This is a genomic window from Kitasatospora sp. NPDC048286, assembly GCF_043201735.1.
Taxonomy (GTDB): Bacteria; Actinomycetota; Actinomycetes; order Streptomycetales; family Streptomycetaceae; genus Kitasatospora.
Genome location: NZ_JBICZE010000018.1, coordinates 1 through 15,375, shown reverse-complemented (window position 1 = coordinate 15,375; position 15,375 = coordinate 1). Strand labels below are relative to the sequence as shown.

At 74.9% G+C, this 15,375-nt stretch carries 13 protein-coding genes, 1 rRNA gene and 1 pseudogene; 3 read left to right on the top strand and 12 right to left on the bottom strand.

Features of this window, described 5'->3' with window-relative positions:
• Positions 1–11: 11 nt before the first annotated feature.
• The 3 genes from ACGF13_RS33940 to ACGF13_RS33930 all read right to left on the bottom strand — a co-directional run bounded on the left by ACGF13_RS33940 (position 12) and on the right by ACGF13_RS33930 (position 3,798).
• Positions 12–1,190: a glycosyltransferase family 4 protein gene (locus tag ACGF13_RS33940; protein WP_392882742.1), complete on the bottom strand. Its 1,179-nt coding sequence runs from the start codon at positions 1,188–1,190 to the stop codon at positions 12–14.
• A 165-nt stretch (positions 1,191–1,355) separates the two neighbouring features.
• On the bottom strand, positions 1,356–3,113 hold the full coding sequence (recN, locus tag ACGF13_RS33935; protein WP_392882739.1) for a DNA repair protein RecN: 1,758 nt from the start codon (positions 3,111–3,113) through the stop codon (positions 1,356–1,358).
• A gap of 64 nt (positions 3,114–3,177) precedes the next feature.
• On the bottom strand, positions 3,178–3,798 hold the full coding sequence (locus tag ACGF13_RS33930) for a YitT family protein (RefSeq protein WP_392882992.1): 621 nt from the start codon (positions 3,796–3,798) through the stop codon (positions 3,178–3,180).
• A gap of 258 nt (positions 3,799–4,056) precedes the next feature.
• On the opposite strand from ACGF13_RS33930, the gene ACGF13_RS33925 reads away from it, so the two are divergent.
• Positions 4,057–5,556, top strand: coding sequence for a PLP-dependent aminotransferase family protein (locus ACGF13_RS33925; RefSeq protein ID WP_392882736.1), 1,500 nt, complete (start codon positions 4,057–4,059; stop codon positions 5,554–5,556).
• Between the two features lie 110 nt (positions 5,557–5,666).
• Here the strand turns inward: ACGF13_RS33925 and ACGF13_RS33920 are convergent, their stop codons facing one another.
• The 4 genes from ACGF13_RS33920 to ACGF13_RS33905 all read right to left on the bottom strand — a co-directional run bounded on the left by ACGF13_RS33920 (position 5,667) and on the right by ACGF13_RS33905 (position 8,646).
• Entirely contained in the window at positions 5,667–6,572 is a 906-nt protein-coding gene (locus ACGF13_RS33920) for an NAD kinase (protein WP_392882735.1), read from the bottom strand.
• A 93-nt stretch (positions 6,573–6,665) separates the two neighbouring features.
• Complete coding sequence (locus ACGF13_RS33915; protein ID WP_392882989.1) at positions 6,666–7,472, bottom strand: TlyA family RNA methyltransferase; 807 nt, start codon at positions 7,470–7,472, stop codon at positions 6,666–6,668.
• Between the two features lie 36 nt (positions 7,473–7,508).
• The gene (locus ACGF13_RS33910; RefSeq protein ID WP_392882732.1) at positions 7,509–7,799 is read right to left on the bottom strand and encodes a hypothetical protein; all 291 of its coding nucleotides are present in this window, start codon (positions 7,797–7,799) and stop codon (positions 7,509–7,511) included.
• The gene (locus ACGF13_RS33905) at positions 7,783–8,646 is read right to left on the bottom strand and encodes a hypothetical protein (RefSeq protein ID WP_392882730.1); all 864 of its coding nucleotides are present in this window, start codon (positions 8,644–8,646) and stop codon (positions 7,783–7,785) included. Before ACGF13_RS33905 ends, ACGF13_RS33910 begins: the two co-directional genes overlap by 17 nt.
• Positions 8,647–8,825: 179 nt before the next feature.
• Here ACGF13_RS33905 and ACGF13_RS33900 point away from each other — a divergent pair, with 179 nt between their 5' ends.
• Positions 8,826–9,173: an SCP2 sterol-binding domain-containing protein gene (locus ACGF13_RS33900; RefSeq protein WP_392882727.1), complete on the top strand. Its 348-nt coding sequence runs from the start codon at positions 8,826–8,828 to the stop codon at positions 9,171–9,173.
• A 119-nt stretch (positions 9,174–9,292) separates the two neighbouring features.
• On the opposite strand, the gene ACGF13_RS33895 is transcribed toward ACGF13_RS33900, so the two are convergent.
• On the bottom strand, positions 9,293–10,330 hold the full coding sequence (locus ACGF13_RS33895) for an HAD-IIA family hydrolase (RefSeq protein WP_392882724.1): 1,038 nt from the start codon (positions 10,328–10,330) through the stop codon (positions 9,293–9,295).
• A 144-nt stretch (positions 10,331–10,474) separates the two neighbouring features.
• Entirely contained in the window at positions 10,475–11,164 is a 690-nt protein-coding gene (locus ACGF13_RS33890; RefSeq protein WP_392882722.1) for a tetratricopeptide repeat protein, read from the bottom strand.
• 92 nt (positions 11,165–11,256) lie between these two features.
• Here ACGF13_RS33890 and ACGF13_RS33885 point away from each other — a divergent pair, with 92 nt between their 5' ends.
• Complete coding sequence (locus ACGF13_RS33885; protein ID WP_392882719.1) at positions 11,257–12,627, top strand: DUF1015 family protein; 1,371 nt, start codon at positions 11,257–11,259, stop codon at positions 12,625–12,627.
• Between the two features lie 102 nt (positions 12,628–12,729).
• Here ACGF13_RS33885 and ACGF13_RS33880 read toward each other — a convergent pair whose 3' ends face one another.
• The 3 genes and pseudogenes from ACGF13_RS33880 to rrf form a co-directional block, all read right to left on the bottom strand.
• Positions 12,730–13,698, bottom strand: coding sequence for a hypothetical protein (locus tag ACGF13_RS33880; RefSeq protein ID WP_392882986.1), 969 nt, complete (start codon positions 13,696–13,698; stop codon positions 12,730–12,732).
• A 201-nt stretch (positions 13,699–13,899) separates the two neighbouring features.
• Positions 13,900–14,565 (bottom strand): annotated as a pseudogene (locus ACGF13_RS33875) (RNA helicase); the annotation flags it as partial.
• A 719-nt stretch (positions 14,566–15,284) separates the two neighbouring features.
• Positions 15,285–15,375, bottom strand: a 5S ribosomal RNA gene (gene rrf, locus ACGF13_RS33870); the annotation flags it as partial.

The following is a 15,375-nucleotide window of genomic DNA, read 5'->3' as shown; positions in this document are numbered from 1 at the left end:
CCGGCGCGGACCTACCCGCGCTGCACCAGCTCGTCGTAGGTGCTGAGCACCTGGGCGACGGTGGCGGCCTCGTCCGGCCAGGTCTCGGCCTGCTGCCGGCCGGCCGCCACCAGGTGCTCGCGGCGGGCCGGGTCGGCCAGCAGGGCGCGCACCGTGCGGCCGAGCGCCGCCGGGTCGCCGGGGGGCACCAGTTCGGCGGCGTCGCCGACCAGTTCGGGGATGCCGCCGACGGCGGTGGCGACCACCGGCACGCCGGCCCGCATCGCCTCCTGCACCACCAGCGAGCGGGCCTCCCAGCGGCTGGGTACCACCACGACGTCGGCGGCGGCCAGCAGGTCGGGCACGTCGGTGCGGTAGCCGAGCAGCCGCACCGGCAGCTTCTCCGTGGCCGCCCGCTCGCGCAGCGCGCCCGCCTCCGGGCCGTCCCCGGCGAGCAGCACCAGCGGCTCCGGGTCCAGCGTGGACAGCTCCCGGGTGGCGTCCAGCAGCAGCCCGAAGGCCTTCTGCGGGACGAGCCGGCCGACCGCCAGCAGCAGCGGACGGTCCGGGCCGCCGTCGAGCAGTTCGGCGCGCGCCTCGGCGCGGCCGAGCAGGCCCTCGGGCATCGGCGGGGCGGCCACCGGGCCCAACCGGGCGTCGGTGGCGCCCAGTTCGCGGGCCCGGGCGACCAGGTCGGAGGAGGCGCCGAGGACCAGGTCGGCGGCGCGCGCCACCCGGCGCTCCATCAGCCGCTGCAGCCGCCGCTCCAGGCCGGTGGCCAGCAGCGCGTGGTGCGAGGTGACCACCAGCGGGGTCTCCGGGCGCAGACCCGGGAAGCGGCCCGCGGTGCGCAGCGCCAGGTCGGACAGCAGCCCGGCGCGCAGCCCGTGGGCGTGCACCACGTCGGCGCCGGTGAAGGCCCGGCGCAGCTCGCCGATCGCGGTGGCGTCGCTGCGGGCGCCCGCGGTGGGGGTGATCTCGACGGTGTGGAACCTGGCGCCCGTACGGGAGAACCCGAACAGCGCGTCCGCGCCGGCCGGCGCGCAGACCGTGACGTTCACGCCGTGCGCGACCAGGCCCTGGGCCAGGGAGCGCACGTGCGCACCGATGCCGCCGCTGCTGGCGGCCAGGACGAGTACCACCTGCAGCTGCCCCGGTTCGGGGACGGCCGCGGTGGCCCGGGCGGCGGAATGGTCCACGTCGTCTCGCATCCGACTCGATCGGGTTCGCGCGCCGCTTCGCGAGGATTGCCCGCCGGGCGGCGCTCGGGGCTGGGAAGCCAGTGTCCAGCCGCCACCATGCCAGGTCGGCGGCCCTCTTGGACAGTCGGCGCCACCGGGGCGCGTCGCCGACGTCCGAGGGGCCGCCGGCGGCCGCTACCGGCGGCGCGGGGCCCGGGCCGTGGCCAGCAGTTCCTCGGCGTGGGCACGGCCCAGCTCCGAGTCCTCCAGGCCGGCCAGCATCCGGGAGAGCTCGCGCACCCGCTCCTCGTCGTTCAGCACCTTGACGCCGCTGCGGGTCACGGTGCCGTCGTGGGTCTTCTCCACCACCAGGTGCCGGTCGGCGAACGCGGCGACCTGCGGGAGGTGGGTGACCACCACGACCTGGGCGGACTCGGCCAGCTTGGCCAGCCGGCGGCCGATCTCGACCGCGGCCTTGCCGCCGACGCCCGCGTCCACCTCGTCGAACAGGTAGGTGGGGACGGGGTCGGCGCCCGCGAAGACCACCTCGACGGCGAGCATCACGCGCGACAGCTCACCACCGGAGGCGCCCTTGGCGATCGGGCGCGGCTGGGCGCCCGGGTGCGGGGCGAGCAGCACCTCCACCTCGTCCACGCCGTGCGGACCGTAGGCGACGGTGCGCCCATCGACCTCGATCCCGGCCAGGTCGTCGACCTGGCTGATCGAGAAGGTCACCCGGGCGTGCGGCATGGCCAGTTCGGCGAGTTCGGCGGAGACCGCCTCGGCGAACCGCCCGGCCGCGGCGTACCGGGCCCGGGAGACCTCGGTGGCCAGCTCGGCCAGTTCGGCCCGCAGCTCGGTCTCCCGGGCGCCGAGCTCGTCGATCCGGTCGTCGTCGCCGTCGAGCTCGGCGAGCCGGGTCGCCCCGGCCTCGGCCCAGGCGATCACCTCGGCGAGCGAGTTCTCCTCGCCGCCGTACTTGCGCAGCAGCTGGGCGAGCACGGCCCGGCGGTCCTCGACGGCGGCCAGGCGCACCGGGTCGGCGTCCAGGTCGTCCGCGTAGCCGGCCAGGTCGCCGGCCACGTCGGCGAGCAGGTAGCCGACCTCGTTGAGGCGGTCGGCCAGGGCGGCCAGCCGCTCGTCGTGGTGGCGCACGGCGTCCAGGGCCCGGCGGGACTGGGCGAGCAGGGTGCCCGCGTCCAGTGCCTCCGGGTCGACCGGGTCGCCGGCCAGGGCGGCGTGGGCGAGGGTCGCGGCGGAGGACAGCGCGTCGGCGTGGCCGAGCCGCTCGGCCTCGGCGGCCAGCTCCTCGTCCTCGCCGGCCACCGGCTCGGCGGCGGCGATCTCGTCCAGGCCGAAGCGCAGCAGATCGGCCTCCTGGGCGCGCTCGCGGGCCCGGGTGGTGAGCTCCTCCAGGGTCGCGGAGACCTCGCGCAGAGCGCGGTAGGTCTCCCGGTAGCGGGCCAGCGGCTCGGCCACCGAGGCTCCCGCGTACCGGTCCAGCGCGCCGCGCTGGCGGGCCGGGCGCAGCAGGCGCTGCTGGTCGGTCTGGCCGTGCACGGCGATCAGGTCCTCGCCGATCTCGGCGAGCAGGCCGACCGGGACGGACCGTCCGCCGACGTGCGCCCGGGAGCGGCCCTCGGCGGAGACGGTCCGGCTGATCAGCAGCGCGCCGTCGTCCAGTTCGGCCCCGGCCTCGATCGCGCGGGCCGCCACCGGGGAGCCGGCCGGCAGTTCCAGCCGGCCCTCCACGACGGCGCGTCCGGTGCCGTTGCGCACCAGGCCCGGATCGGCGCGGCCGCCGAGCAGCAGGCCGAGGCTGGTCACGACCATGGTCTTGCCGGCGCCGGTCTCACCGGTCACGGCGGTGAAGCCGGGAGCCAGCTCGACCACCGCGTCGTCGATGACCCCAAGATCCCGTATCCGCATCTCGTCCAACACGGAGACGACCATACGAGGTTCCACCCCCGGCGCGCGACGAGCGACAACGGCGCGCGGCAACTCCGTGCCCCGAAGTTCATCCCTTCCGGGAGTCCCCGGCGGGCACCGGCACGGTGCACCAGGGCAGGAAGAGCTGCACCATCGGGCCGATGGCCAGCGCGTACGCGACGGTGCCGACCCCGACGGTGCCGCCGAGCAGCAGGCCGACGGTGAGGACCGTCACCTCGATGCCGGTGCGGATCAGCCGCAGCGAACGTCCGGTGCGCCGGTGCAGGCCGGTCATCAGGCCGTCGCGCGGGCCGGGGCCGAGCCGGGCGCCGATGTAGAGGCCGGTGGCCAGGCCGTTGAGGGCGATCGCCGCGGCCGACAGCGCGATCCGCGCGGGCAGGGAGCCGGGGCTGCCGAGGGCCTCCAGGGTGAGGTCCATGGCCGCGCCGATCACCAGCACGTTGGCGACGGTGCCCAGGCCCGGGCGCTGGCGCAGCGGGATCCACAGCAGCAGGACGAGGGCGCCGCAGATCGTCACCCAGGCGCCGACCGAGAGCCCGACGGTGCGCTGCAGGCCCTGGTGCAGGACGTCCCAGGGGTCGAGGCCGAGGCCGGAGCGGAGCATCAGAGCCATGCTCACGCCGTACAGGGCGAGGCCGACGAACAGCTGCGGGATCCGGCGGCCCAGGGCCCGGGTGTCACCGAACACCCGAACGGCGAGGCCGGCGCCCCGGGCGGCGGCGACCGACGCGGCCGGTACGGGCGTGGCGGAGTCCGACGTCGGTGGCGGTGCGGTCGAGGCGGCGGCCGGCGTCGGCGGTGTGGTCGCGGTGGCCAATGGTGCTCCTGCGGTGGTGCTGCACCATCGGGGCTCCCGGTGGTGGCGGCCGGCATGGCCGCCCTGCCATGATGGCCAGGCCAATACGACCCACTCCAGGGCCAATACCGAGCAAGTGGACTGATCGCCATGGCCGACTGGCACACCACCGTCACCCCGCCCGCCCTGGCCCGGCTGCTCGCCACCGCCCGGCTCCCCGAGCCGGCCGCCGCCCGCCGCCCCGCCTACCGCACCCTGGCCGGACAGATCCGGCTGCTGGTCACCGAGGGCCGGCTGCCGGTCGGCGCCCGGCTGCCCGCCGAACGCGAGCTGGCCACCGCCCTGGCGATGAGCCGCACCACCGTCGCCACCGCGTACGAGACCCTGCGCGGCGACGGCTACCTGCGCAGCCGGCGCGGCGCCGGCAGCTGGACCGCCCTGCCCGAGGGCGCCCCGCCGCCCAGCGAGGCGCTGCACCCCGTCCCGCCGGACGAGCAGGGCCGCATCCTGGACCTCGGCGTCGCCGCCCCGCCCGCCCCGCAGCCCTGGGTCGGCCAGGCCGCCGCCCGGGCCGTCGAACAGCTGCCGCACTACACCGCCGGACACGGCCACTACCCCACCGGCGTCCCGGTGCTGCGCGAGGCCGTCGCCCGCCGCTTCACCGAGCGCGGTCTGCCCACCACCCCCGACCAGATCCTGATCACCACCGGCGCCATGGGCGGCCTGCACCTGGTCCAGCGGGCGCTGATCGGCCGCGGCGACCGGGTCGCCGTCGAGGCGCCCAGCTACGCGAACACCCTGCAGGCCCTGCGGCTGACCGGCGCGCGCCTGGTCCCGGTGCCGTACGCGTGGACTCCGCAGCCCTCCTGGGACCTCGACGAGTGGCGGCGGGTGCTGCGCGGCGCCGGCCCCAAGGTCGCCTACGTGATCCCGGACTTCCACAACCCGACCGGCGCGCTGATCGACGAGGAGCAGCGCCGCCGGCTGCTGGCCGCCGCCCGGGCCGCCGGGAGCATCGTGCTCGCCGACGAGACCACCGCCGAACTCGGCTGGGGCGTACCGCCGTCCACACCGCTGCCGCGCCCCATGGCGGCACTGGACCGCTCCGCCCAGGTGGTCACCGTCGGCTCGGCGGGCAAGCTGCTCTGGGGCGGGCTGCGGATCGGCTGGGTCAGGGCCGCGCCCGCGCTGGTGCGCCGGCTGGCCACCGAGCGGGTCTACAGCGACGTCGGCACCCCGGTACTGGACCAGCTGATCGCCGCCGAACTGCTGGGCGAGCTGCTGCCCGACGTCCGGGAGCACCAGCTGACCCGGCTGCGGGCCACCGCGCAGGCCTTCGCCGCCGCTCTGCCCGAACGGCTGCCCGGATGGAGTTTCACCATGCCGCCCGGCGGCCTGTCCCTGTGGGTCTCCACCGACGGCCTGTCCGGCGCGGCACTGGCCCGGGCCGGGGAGCGCGGCGGGGTCCGGATCGCCTCGGGCAACCGCTTCGGCGTGGACGGCGCCTTCGAGCACCACATCCGCCTGCCGGTCACCGTGCCCGCCTCGACCGTCCCCGCCGCCGTGGAACGCCTCGCCGCCCTGGCCGCCCACGCCGCGAACGGCGGACGGCTCGAACCGGCCGACGAGGCCCAGCCACTGGCCGTCTGACGATCAGCCAGTGTCCGGTGCGCGCCCCAGGCCGGGTGAACGGCCTTGGCGCGCACCGGATTCGGCACATGTGTACGGGCGTCGGCCGACCGTACGGCCGCCGACCGGCGCTAGTGGTGGTCCGCCCGGCCGCGCCAACCCGTCACCGGCAGCGCGAACTTGGCCACCAGCCGGTCGGTGAACGGCGCCCGGTGCAGTCTGGCCAGCCGCACCGGGGTCCGACCCCGGCGGACCTCCACCCGTGCCCCGGCGGGCAGTTCGACCGAACGCCGCCCGTCGCACCAGAGCACGCCGTGCGGGGTCTTGGGCTGCACCTCCACCGCCAGCACCGACTCCGGCGAGGTCACCAGCGGGCGGGCGAACAGCGCGTGCGCGGAGATCGGCACCATCAGCAGCGCCTCCACCTCCGGCCACACCACCGGCCCGCCACCGGAGAACGCGTACGCGGTGGAGCCGGTCGGCGTCGCGCACACCACGCCGTCACAGCCGAAGTTGGAGACCGGACGGCCGTCCACCTCGGTCACCACCTCCAGCATCCGCTCCCGGGACGCCTTCTCGATCGAGGCCTCGTTCAGCGCCCAGTCCTCGTGCACCACATCGCCGTTGGTGCGGACGATGACGTCGATCGTCATCCGCTCCTCGACCTCGTAGTCGGCGTCCACCACCCGCTCGACCACCACGGCCAGGTCGTCCCGCTCGGCCTCGGCGAGGAAGCCCACCCGGCCCAGGTTGATCCCGAGCATCGGCAGCCCGTGCGAACGCGCCAGCTCCGCCCCGCGCAGCAGCGTCCCGTCCCCGCCGGCCACCAGGATCAGCTCGCAGCCGTCCGCCGCCCCGGGGCCCTCGGACACCTTCTCGACGCCCTCCGGCAGATCCAGGTCCACCGCCTCGGCCTCCAGCAGTCTGATCCGGAGCCCCGCCTTCAGCAGCCCGTGCACCAGACCCTCGACGCTGCGCAGCGCCGCCTCCCGGCCGGTGTGCGCGATCAGGAAGACCGTACGTTCTTCATCGCTCATGCCGCTGCCCTCTCCCTAACGCCTGCCGGGTCGCCCTTGGCCCCGGTGCGGCCGCGCCATACGACATGACGCGCCGGACGCTCGCAAGGCACCCTACCGGGGCCCCTCCGCCACGGCCCGGTCCGCCTCCGCGGGGTCCAGCTGCAGAGCGTCCCGGCGCAGCCAGAGGAAGTACTCGACGTTGCCGGACGGCCCCGGCAGGGGGCTCGCGGTCACCGCGCGCACGCCCAGCCCGAGCTCCCACGCCTGCCCCGCGACCTGGCGCACCATCTCGGCGCGCAGCTGCGGGCTGCGCACCACCCCGCCGCTGCCCAGACGCTCCTTGCCGATCTCGAACTGGGGCTTGACCATCAGCACCAGGTCCGCGTCCTCGGCCGCGCAGGAGGCGAGCGCCGGGAGCACCAGACCCAGCGAGATGAACGACAGGTCGCCCACCACCAGGTCCACCAGGGTGCCGCCGATCAGGTCCGGGGTCAGCTCGCGCACATTGGTGCGGTCCATCACCGTGACCCGCTCGTCGCTCTGCAGCGACCAGGCGAGCTGCCCGTAACCGACGTCCACCGCCAACACGTGCGCGGCCCCGGCGCGCAGCAGCACGTCGGTGAACCCGCCGGTGGAGGCGCCGGCGTCCAACGCCCGGCGGCCCTCGACCACCAGGCCCTGCGGCACGAAGGCCGCGAACGCGCCGGCGAGCTTGTGGCCGCCGCGCGAGACGTAGTCGGGGTCGTTGTCGTCCTTCGCCACCACGACCGCCGCCGAGGTCTCCACCTGGGTGGCCGGCTTGGTCGCGGTGGTGCCGCCGACGGTCACCCGCCCGGCGGCGATCAGCTCGGACGCGTGCTCACGCGATCGGGCCAGCTTGCGGCGGACCAGTTCCGCGTCGAGTCGGCGTCGTGCCACTGCCACTGGTGTTTCAGCTCCTACGGATCCTGCGGGTCATTCCTGGTCGAGCGCGGCCAGTGTGTCGACGAGCCGCTGGTGAACATCTTCGTACACCGCGACGTGTGCCTCGGCCGGGACCCCGTCCAAGGCCTCCAGCCGGGCCAGGCCCGCGTCCACGCCGGGGTGGCCGGTGGGCGCCAGCTCGACGCCCAGCGGCTCGGTGCCCAGCGGCTCGACACCCAGCGGCTGGGCATCCCGGACGGGCTCGGTGTCCCGTACGGGCTCGGGAAGGCGGGAAGACTCGGGCGGGCGGGCGGCCGCGGGCGGTTCACTCGTCGTGGGCATCGGGCTTCTTCGTGCTGGTGGCCTTGCGGACGGTGGTCTTCCTGGTCGCCGCACGCTTCGCGGGCGTCCCCGGCTGGGCCTCGGCCTGCTTGGCGGTGGCGGTCTTCTTCACGGTGGTCGTCTTCTTCGCGGCGGCCTTCTTGGCCGTCGCCCTCTCGGGCGCCGCCGTCTTCTTCGCCGCGCTCTTCTTGGCCGCGGACTTCTTGGCCGCGGACTTCGCCGTTCCCTTCGCGGCCGTGTCCTTCGCGGCGGTGCTCTTCCCCGCGGCAGCGGTCTCCGGCGCAGCGGCGGCCTCCTCCTTCGGGGCCTGGGCGGCCACCGACACCGGCGGGACCGGCGGGACCGGCGGATCGACCTCGACCGGCTCGTCCACCTCCACCCGCTCGGCGACTATCGGCTCGTCCGCCGTCCGGGCGGCCGACCGCTCCTCCTCGAACTCCCAACCGCGCCCGAACAGGTCGCCGGCCCGCGGCGCCGGCACCGGCTCCTCGGCCTCGTACGCCCCCGGCCCGGACGCGGCCGCCGGGGCCTCCTCCTCGACCTCGCGCAGCTTGGTCTCCAGGTACGCCAGCACCACGCCGACCTTGGTGACCTGGTCGCCGACCTTCTCGAAGACCTTCTCCGCCTCGTTGCGCGCCACGCCGACCGCCAGGTCCACCCCGGCGCGCCCGGCGGTGACCGCCTCCCCGGCCAGGGTCTGCAAGGTCTCCACGGACGGCGGGAACTGACCGCCCAGCCGGCGCTCGACCCCGGAGACATCGACCCCGGCCTTCTCCAGGATCGAGGTCGCCGTCCCGACGACCATCTTGCCGACCTCCTCGACCACCCCGGCGGCGGTCTCCACCACTCCCCGAACCGTCCTCGGCAGCATCCGGGTGCCTCCCAATCGCCTACGCGCGTCGCTCCGTCGCCCTCAGTACCCGGGCGCCGTCGCGGGCACCCCACTGACGACGCTACCGCCAAAACCCTCCTGAGGTACCGTGGCCCGCAGTCAGCACCGCAGCGACCGGGGGAGGGAGCCGCCCCGTGGCGAACGCCGAGGAGTGCCGGGAGGCACTGGAGCAGCTCAGCCGGAACATGGCGAAGTCCACCGGCGACGTCCGCAAGGCCGCCGCCCTCGACCGCTCGCTCAGCTGCCGGATCACCGACCTCGACCTGACCTTCACCGGGCGGCTGCGCGACGGCCGCATCCAGGACATGGTCGCCGCCCCCGGCCCCCCGGCCGGGAAGGCGGCGATCCGGCTCACCATGAGCAGCGACGACCTAGTCGCGATGGTCGGCGGCGGGCTCAACTTCGCCTCCGCGTGGGCGAGCGGCCGGGTCAGGCTGGAGGCGGGCTTCCGCGACCTGCTGCGGCTGCGCACCCTGCTCTGAACCCGGCACCGCCGAAGCTGCCGTTCCCGGACCGGGCATCGGACCGGACCGGACATCGGAGCAGGGGCCACCGAGCCGGGCTCAGCCGAGGGCGGCCCCCGTCGACTGCGGAACCGTCCTCAGAACCCGAGGTCGGCCAGCGCCTTACGGCCGTCCACCGGCGCACCGCCCGCGTCCAGCACCGTCCACGCCGCCGCGCACAGCGCCCGCAGGCCGTCCCAGCGGTCCCCGGCACCGGACAGCCGCAGCACACCGGCCTCCACGCCCGCGACCAAGCCGCCGCACGCGAAGCCGCCGTCGACGGCCGTCACCTCCGGGTGCGGGACGAGCAGTCCGCGCAGGTCCTCCGCCAGGTACGTCGGCCGGTGCTCGACCGGGGCCGACAGCAGCTGCTCCGGGGTGGTCACGCCGGTGAACACCAGCAGGCTGTCCACCCCGCCGTTGAACGCGCCCTCGATGTCGGTGTCCAGCCGGTCGCCGACCACCAGCGGCCGCTCCGCGCCGGTGCGCAGCACCGTCTCCCGGTGCATCGGCGGCAGCGGCTTGCCCGCCACCTCCGGCTCCACCCCGGTCGCCGCCCGCACCGCCGCCACCAGGGTGCCGTTGCCGGGCGCGATGCCGCGGGCCCTCGGCACCGTCAGATCCAGGTTGGACGCCACCCAGGGCAGTCCGCTCTGCACCGCGTACGAGGCCTCCGCGAGGTCCGTCCACCCCACCGAGGGGTCGAAGCCCTGCACCACCGCGAGCGGCCCGTCGGCCAGCGAGCGGACCGCGATCAGGCCCAGCTCGGCCAGCGCCTCCTCCAGCCCGAGACCGCCCACGACCAGCACCTTCGAGCCGGCCGGCACCTTCTCGGCGATCAGCCGGGCGGCGGCCTGGGCCGAGTTGATCACGTCGGAGGGCTCGGCCGGGATGCCGAGCTCGGTCAGGTGCTCGGCCACCACCCGCGGCGGGCGGGAGGCGTTGTTGGTCACGTACGCGAGCCGCATCCCGGCCGTCCGGGCGGCGTCCAGTGCCTCCACCGCGTGCTCGATCGCGTGCGCACCCGTGTAGACCACGCCGTCCAGGTCCAGCAGCGCGGTGTCGTAGGCGTCGGTCAGCGGCCGCTCGCTGCCGCCGGGGGCGGTCCGTCGCACGGGGGTGGCCGTCTCGGTCATGGCTGCGCTACCTCATTCACTGCGTCGTCGTTCACTGCTGCGTGCACTGCTTCCACTGCGTCGTACGTCCCGGCGTACGGGTCGCTGCGTACGGGTCGCCTTGTCCGTGACGCACCGCGTCGTGCGTCAACGGCGTCCGCCCGGTCAGGCGCCGCCGTCGGTACCGGTGCCGGCGCCGGCGTCGTCCGCCGTTCCGCCGGCCGGGTCCCCGGCGTCCGCCGGGGGCGCCACGTACCCGGGTGCTCCCGGCAGCAGCGGTCCGTAGGCCCCCGCACGGGCCGCCAGGGTCGCCCGGGTCTGCCGCAGTGCCTGCCGGTAGTGGTCGGACTCCGGCCGCATCGCCACGGCCAGCGCCAGGTGCTCGGCGGAGGTCTCGAAGTCGCCCAGCCGGGCCGCCGCGACTCCCCACCCGAACTGAGCGTAGTCGTCCGCCGGGTCCGCCAGCGCCACGGCGCGGAAGTTCTCCAGCGCCGCCGCGTACGAGCCCGCGTCGAACTGGGCCCGCGCCAGCGCCTCCCGGATGCTGCGCGAGTGCGGTTCGGCCGCCACCGCCCGGGCGAGCAGCTGCTCGGCGGCCGCCGGATGTCCCTGGGCCAGCAGCCGGGCTCCCCGGCGGAACCACTCGTACACGTCCCCGGCGGGCTCGCCGGAGCGGTTCTGCGGCGGCACCCCGCCGACCGGCGCGCCACCGCCCGGAGCCCCACCGACCGATGCGCCGTCGCCCGGTGCTCGGTCCGGTACGCCGTCGGCCGGAGCGTCCCCGCGGGCGGCACCCACCGGCCCGCCCGACTCGGCCGGGCCGCCGCCGTCCACCCGTTCCTGCCCGTCGTCCATGCCGTACCTCGCCCTCGGTCCCACACCCGCCCCACAACCCGGCGCGGGCATTCCGATCTCTCAACAACGCGTACCCGGTTACGATGCCCAGAATGAGCACACCCAGTGCAGAAGACGGAGTCGAGACTCCCGAGGGCGGCCCCGGCGATCCCGGGCACGTCGCCACCGCCGGCCTGTCCCTGTCCCCCTTCCGCGGCCTGCGCTACGTCCCCGACCGGGTCGGCACCCTGGCCGCGGTGACGTCCCCGCCGTACGACGTCGTGGACCCGGGCCGCCGGCTCGACCTGGAGACCGCCGACCCCCACAACGTGGTCCGGCTGATCCTGCCCAGGCCGGAGCCCGAGGACGCCGGCGACCGCCCCGACCGCGACACCCGCTACCGGCACGCCGCCCGGCTGCTGGCCGCCTGGCAGCGCGAGGGCGTCCTGGCCGCCGACCCCGAGCCCGCGCTCTACGTCTACGAGCAGCGGGTGCCGGCCACCGACGACTCCCCCGAACTGCTCCAGCGCGGCCTGATCGGTGCCCTCGCCGTGAGCGGCCGCGAAGGCGGCGTGGTGCTCCCGCACGAGGACGTGATGCCGCGGCCGGTCGCCGACCGGGTCGGCCTGATGCGCACCACCCGCGCCAACCTGGAACCGCTGCTGCTCACCTACCGGGGCAACGGCGGCGCCTCCGGCGTGATCGAGCGGACGGTCGAACGCGAGCCGCTGCTCTCCACCGCCACCAGCGACGGGACCCACCACCGGCTGTGGGCGGTCACCGACCCGGCCGAGATCGCCGAGATCAGCCGCGACCTCGCCACCTGCCGGGCGCTGATCGCCGACGGCCACCACCGCTGGGAGATGTACCTGCGCCTCCAGCGCGAGCACCGCCACCTGCCGCGCAGCCCCTGGGACCGCGGCATGGTGCTCCTGGTGGACACCGCCCGCTACCCGCTGCGGGTCCGCGCCATCCACCGCGTGCTGTACCGGCTGCCTGTGGCCGAGGCGCTGGAGCGGCTCGGCGACCAGTGGAAGGTCAAGGAGGTCCCGGGACCGCTGTCCGCCGCGCTCCAGGCCCTCGCCGAGCAGAAGCGGCACGGCGGCAACGGCTTCGTCGTCACCGGAGGCGACGGCGTCTACTGGCTGCTCGGCGAGCCCGAGGAATCCCTGCTCGACGCCACCGTGCCGCACGGCAGACCCGAGGAGTGGCGTCACCTGGACGCCACCGTCCTGCACGCCACCCTGCTCGACCACACCTGGCACGTCCCCGACGGCCCGGACGACATCGGCTACCTGCACACCGCCGTGGCCGCCGAACAGGAGGCCGCGCGCACCGGCGGCACCGCCGTCCTGCTGCACCCGGTCCGGGAGTCCGTGGTGCGACGGCTCGCCGAGCAGGGCGTCACCATGCCGCGCAAGTCGACCTCCTTCGGACCGAAGCCGGCCACCGGGCTGGTGCTGCGCAACCTCGCGCTGGGCTGACACCGCGCCGTCGGCCCGACCCAGGCCCGAACGCCGTGAGGCCCTGCCGTTCCCGAAGTTCCGGGAAACGGCAGGGCCTCACGGCGTTGACCGGGGAGCTGATCAGCTCTTGTCGGCCTCGGCGTCGGCGTCGGCCTTGACCTTGGCGGCCTCGGTCTCCTCGGCCTTGGACTCCTCGGCCTTGCGGTCCTCGGCCTTGCGGTCCTCGGCGTCCTGGGCACGCTCGGGGACGACGCCGTCGAAGTCGTCGTCGATCTCGAGGTCGTCCTCGTCGTAGTACTCCTCGACGTCCTCCTCGTCCTCGAAGATCACGCGGTCGTCGGCGTTGTCGCCGCCACCACGCTTCTTCGCCGGGGCGTCGACCGACTCGGCCTCGTCCTCGTCCAGCTCCGGGTCGAGAGTGTCGGTGAACTCCACACCGTCGATCTCGGCCAGCCGCTCCGAGGCGTTGGTGGTGCCGTCGGTGTCGGCCTCGGCGGCCTTGGCGAACCAGTCACGGGCCTCGTCGGCGCGGCCGGCCGCGATCAGGGCCTCGGCGTAGGCGTACCGCAGGCGAGCGGTCCACGCGTGCACGGTGCTGGAGGCCAGCTCCGGGCTCTGCAGCGTCACCACGGCGGCGTCGAACTGCTCCATGTCGGTGCGGGCACCGGCCGCCACCAGGCGCATCTCGACCTGGCCGGCCTTGTCCAGCTGCTTCACCTCGGGCTCACCGGCCATCGCCAGCGCCCGCTCCGGGCGGCCCAGACCGCGCTCGCAGTCGGCCATCACCGGCCACAGGTCCGCACGGCCAGTCATCCGACGGGCGGCACGGAACTCGGTCAGCGCCTCGGAGTACCGCTGCGTCATGTACGAGGCGAAACCGGCGGCCTCACGGACGGCGGCCACGCGGGAGGCCAGACGGAGCGCGACGCGCGAGTACTGGTAGGCCTCCTCCGGCTCGCTGTCGAGCAGGCGGGCCACCATCACCAGGTTGCGGGCGACGTCGTCCGCGAGGGTCTTGGGCAGGCTCTTGAGCTCCTGACGCACGTCCGCGTCCAGCTCAAAGCCGGTGACGTCCTCCGGGATCGGCAGACGCTTGACGGGCTCGTAGTTGCCCCGGCGGTCGTCGTAGTCCCGACGGTCACCGCCGCGGTCGTCCCGGTCCCGGCGGTAGCCGCCGCCCTGACGGTCGTCACGACGGAAACCGCCACGGTCGCCACCACGGTCGTCGCGACGGAAGCCACCGCGGTCACCGCCGCGGTCGTCACGGTCGCGGTTGAAGCCGCCGCCCTGGCGGTCGTCACGACGGAAACCGCCGCGCTCGCCACCACGGTCGTCGCGGTCGCGGCCGTACCCACCCGACGGACGGTCGTCACGACGCGGACGCTCGTCACGGTCGTCACGACGGAAACCACCCGGACGGTCATCGCGGCGGAAGCCACCGCCGGCCGGACGGTCGTCACGACGGAAACCGCCACGGTCGTCGCGGTCACGGTTGAAACCACCGGAGGGACGGTCATCCCGGCGGAACCCACCGGACGGGCGGTCGTCGCGACGGAAGCCACCGCGGTCACCGCCGCGGTCGTCACGGTCGCGGTTGAAGCCGCCGCCCTGGCGGTCGTCACGACGGAAACCGCCGCGCTCGCCACCACGGTCGTCGCGGTCGCGGCCGTACCCACCCGACGGACGGTCGTCACGACGCGGACGCTCGTCACGGTCGTCACGACGGAAACCGCCACGGTCGTCACGGTCACGGTTGAAACCACCCGACGGGCGGTCGTCGCGACGGAAGCCACCGCGGTCACCGCCGCGCTCGTCACGGTCGCGGTTGAAGCCGCCGCCCTGGCGGTCGTCACGACGGAAACCGCCGCGCTCGCCACCACGGTCGTCGCGGTCGCGGCCGTACCCGCCCGACGGACGGTCGTCACGACGCGGACGCTCGTCACGGTCGTCACGACGGAAACCACCCGGACGGTCATCGCGGCGGAAGCCACCGCCGGCCGGACGGTCGTCACGACGGAAACCGCCACGGTCGTCACGGTCACGGTTGAAACCACCCGACGGACGGTCATCGCGACGGAAACCACCGCGGTCGTCGCGGTCACGGTTGAAACCACCCGACGGACGGTCGCCGCGGTCGCGGTTGAAGCCGCCGCCCTGGCGGTCGTCACGACGGAAACCGCCGCGCTCGCCACCACGGTCGTCGCGGTCGCGGCCGTACCCACCCGACGGACGGTCGTCACGACGCGGACGCTCGTCACGGTCGTCGCGACGGAAACCACCGGACGGGCGGTCATCGCGACGGAAGCCGCCCGACGAACGGTCGTCACGGCGGTCATCGCGACGGCCGCCACGGTCGTTGGACCAGCCGCCACGGGACCGGGGCTCGTAGCCTCGGCCGTCGTCCGATCGGCGCTCGGGACGGTCCTGGGGCTGGTTCGACATCGTGGTGACTCCTTCTGCTGCTTCAGCTCAACCGCGGGCCGAGCGAGCAACTTCGCTGCCGCCACGCGGTTTCGACGCCGGCCTGCTGGCCCGCGTACCTTCTCCATTGTCCGGCATGCCCGGACCCTCCGCGTCTGGGCGGAAGTCCCGGATCTGCCGGCCTTCTTCACGTTCGCAAAACACAAAAAGGCCGCGGCCCCAGCGAGTCGCTGGGGCCGCGGCCTTGAATAATTGTTCGGCGGCGTCCTACTCTCCCACAGGGTCCCCCCTGCAGTACCATCGGCGCTGTGAGGCTTAGCTTCCGGGTTCGGAATGTAACCGGGC

Excerpts from the sequence above, each read along its gene's own strand:
- ACGF13_RS33940 (WP_392882742.1), bottom strand. The coding sequence starts at position 1,190 with ATGCGAGACGACGTGGACCATTCCGCCGCCCGGGCCACCGCGGCCGTC.
- recN (WP_392882739.1), bottom strand. The coding sequence starts at position 3,113 with ATGGTCGTCTCCGTGTTGGACGAGATGCGGATACGGGATCTTGGGGTC.
- ACGF13_RS33925 (WP_392882736.1), top strand. The coding sequence starts at position 4,057 with ATGGCCGACTGGCACACCACCGTCACCCCGCCCGCCCTGGCCCGGCTG.
- ACGF13_RS33920 (WP_392882735.1), bottom strand. The coding sequence starts at position 6,572 with ATGAGCGATGAAGAACGTACGGTCTTCCTGATCGCGCACACCGGCCGG.
- ACGF13_RS33910 (WP_392882732.1), bottom strand. The coding sequence starts at position 7,799 with ATGCCCACGACGAGTGAACCGCCCGCGGCCGCCCGCCCGCCCGAGTCT.
- ACGF13_RS33895 (WP_392882724.1), bottom strand. The coding sequence starts at position 10,330 with ATGACCGAGACGGCCACCCCCGTGCGACGGACCGCCCCCGGCGGCAGC.
- ACGF13_RS33890 (WP_392882722.1), bottom strand. The coding sequence starts at position 11,164 with ATGGACGACGGGCAGGAACGGGTGGACGGCGGCGGCCCGGCCGAGTCG.
- ACGF13_RS33885 (WP_392882719.1), top strand. The coding sequence starts at position 11,257 with ATGAGCACACCCAGTGCAGAAGACGGAGTCGAGACTCCCGAGGGCGGC.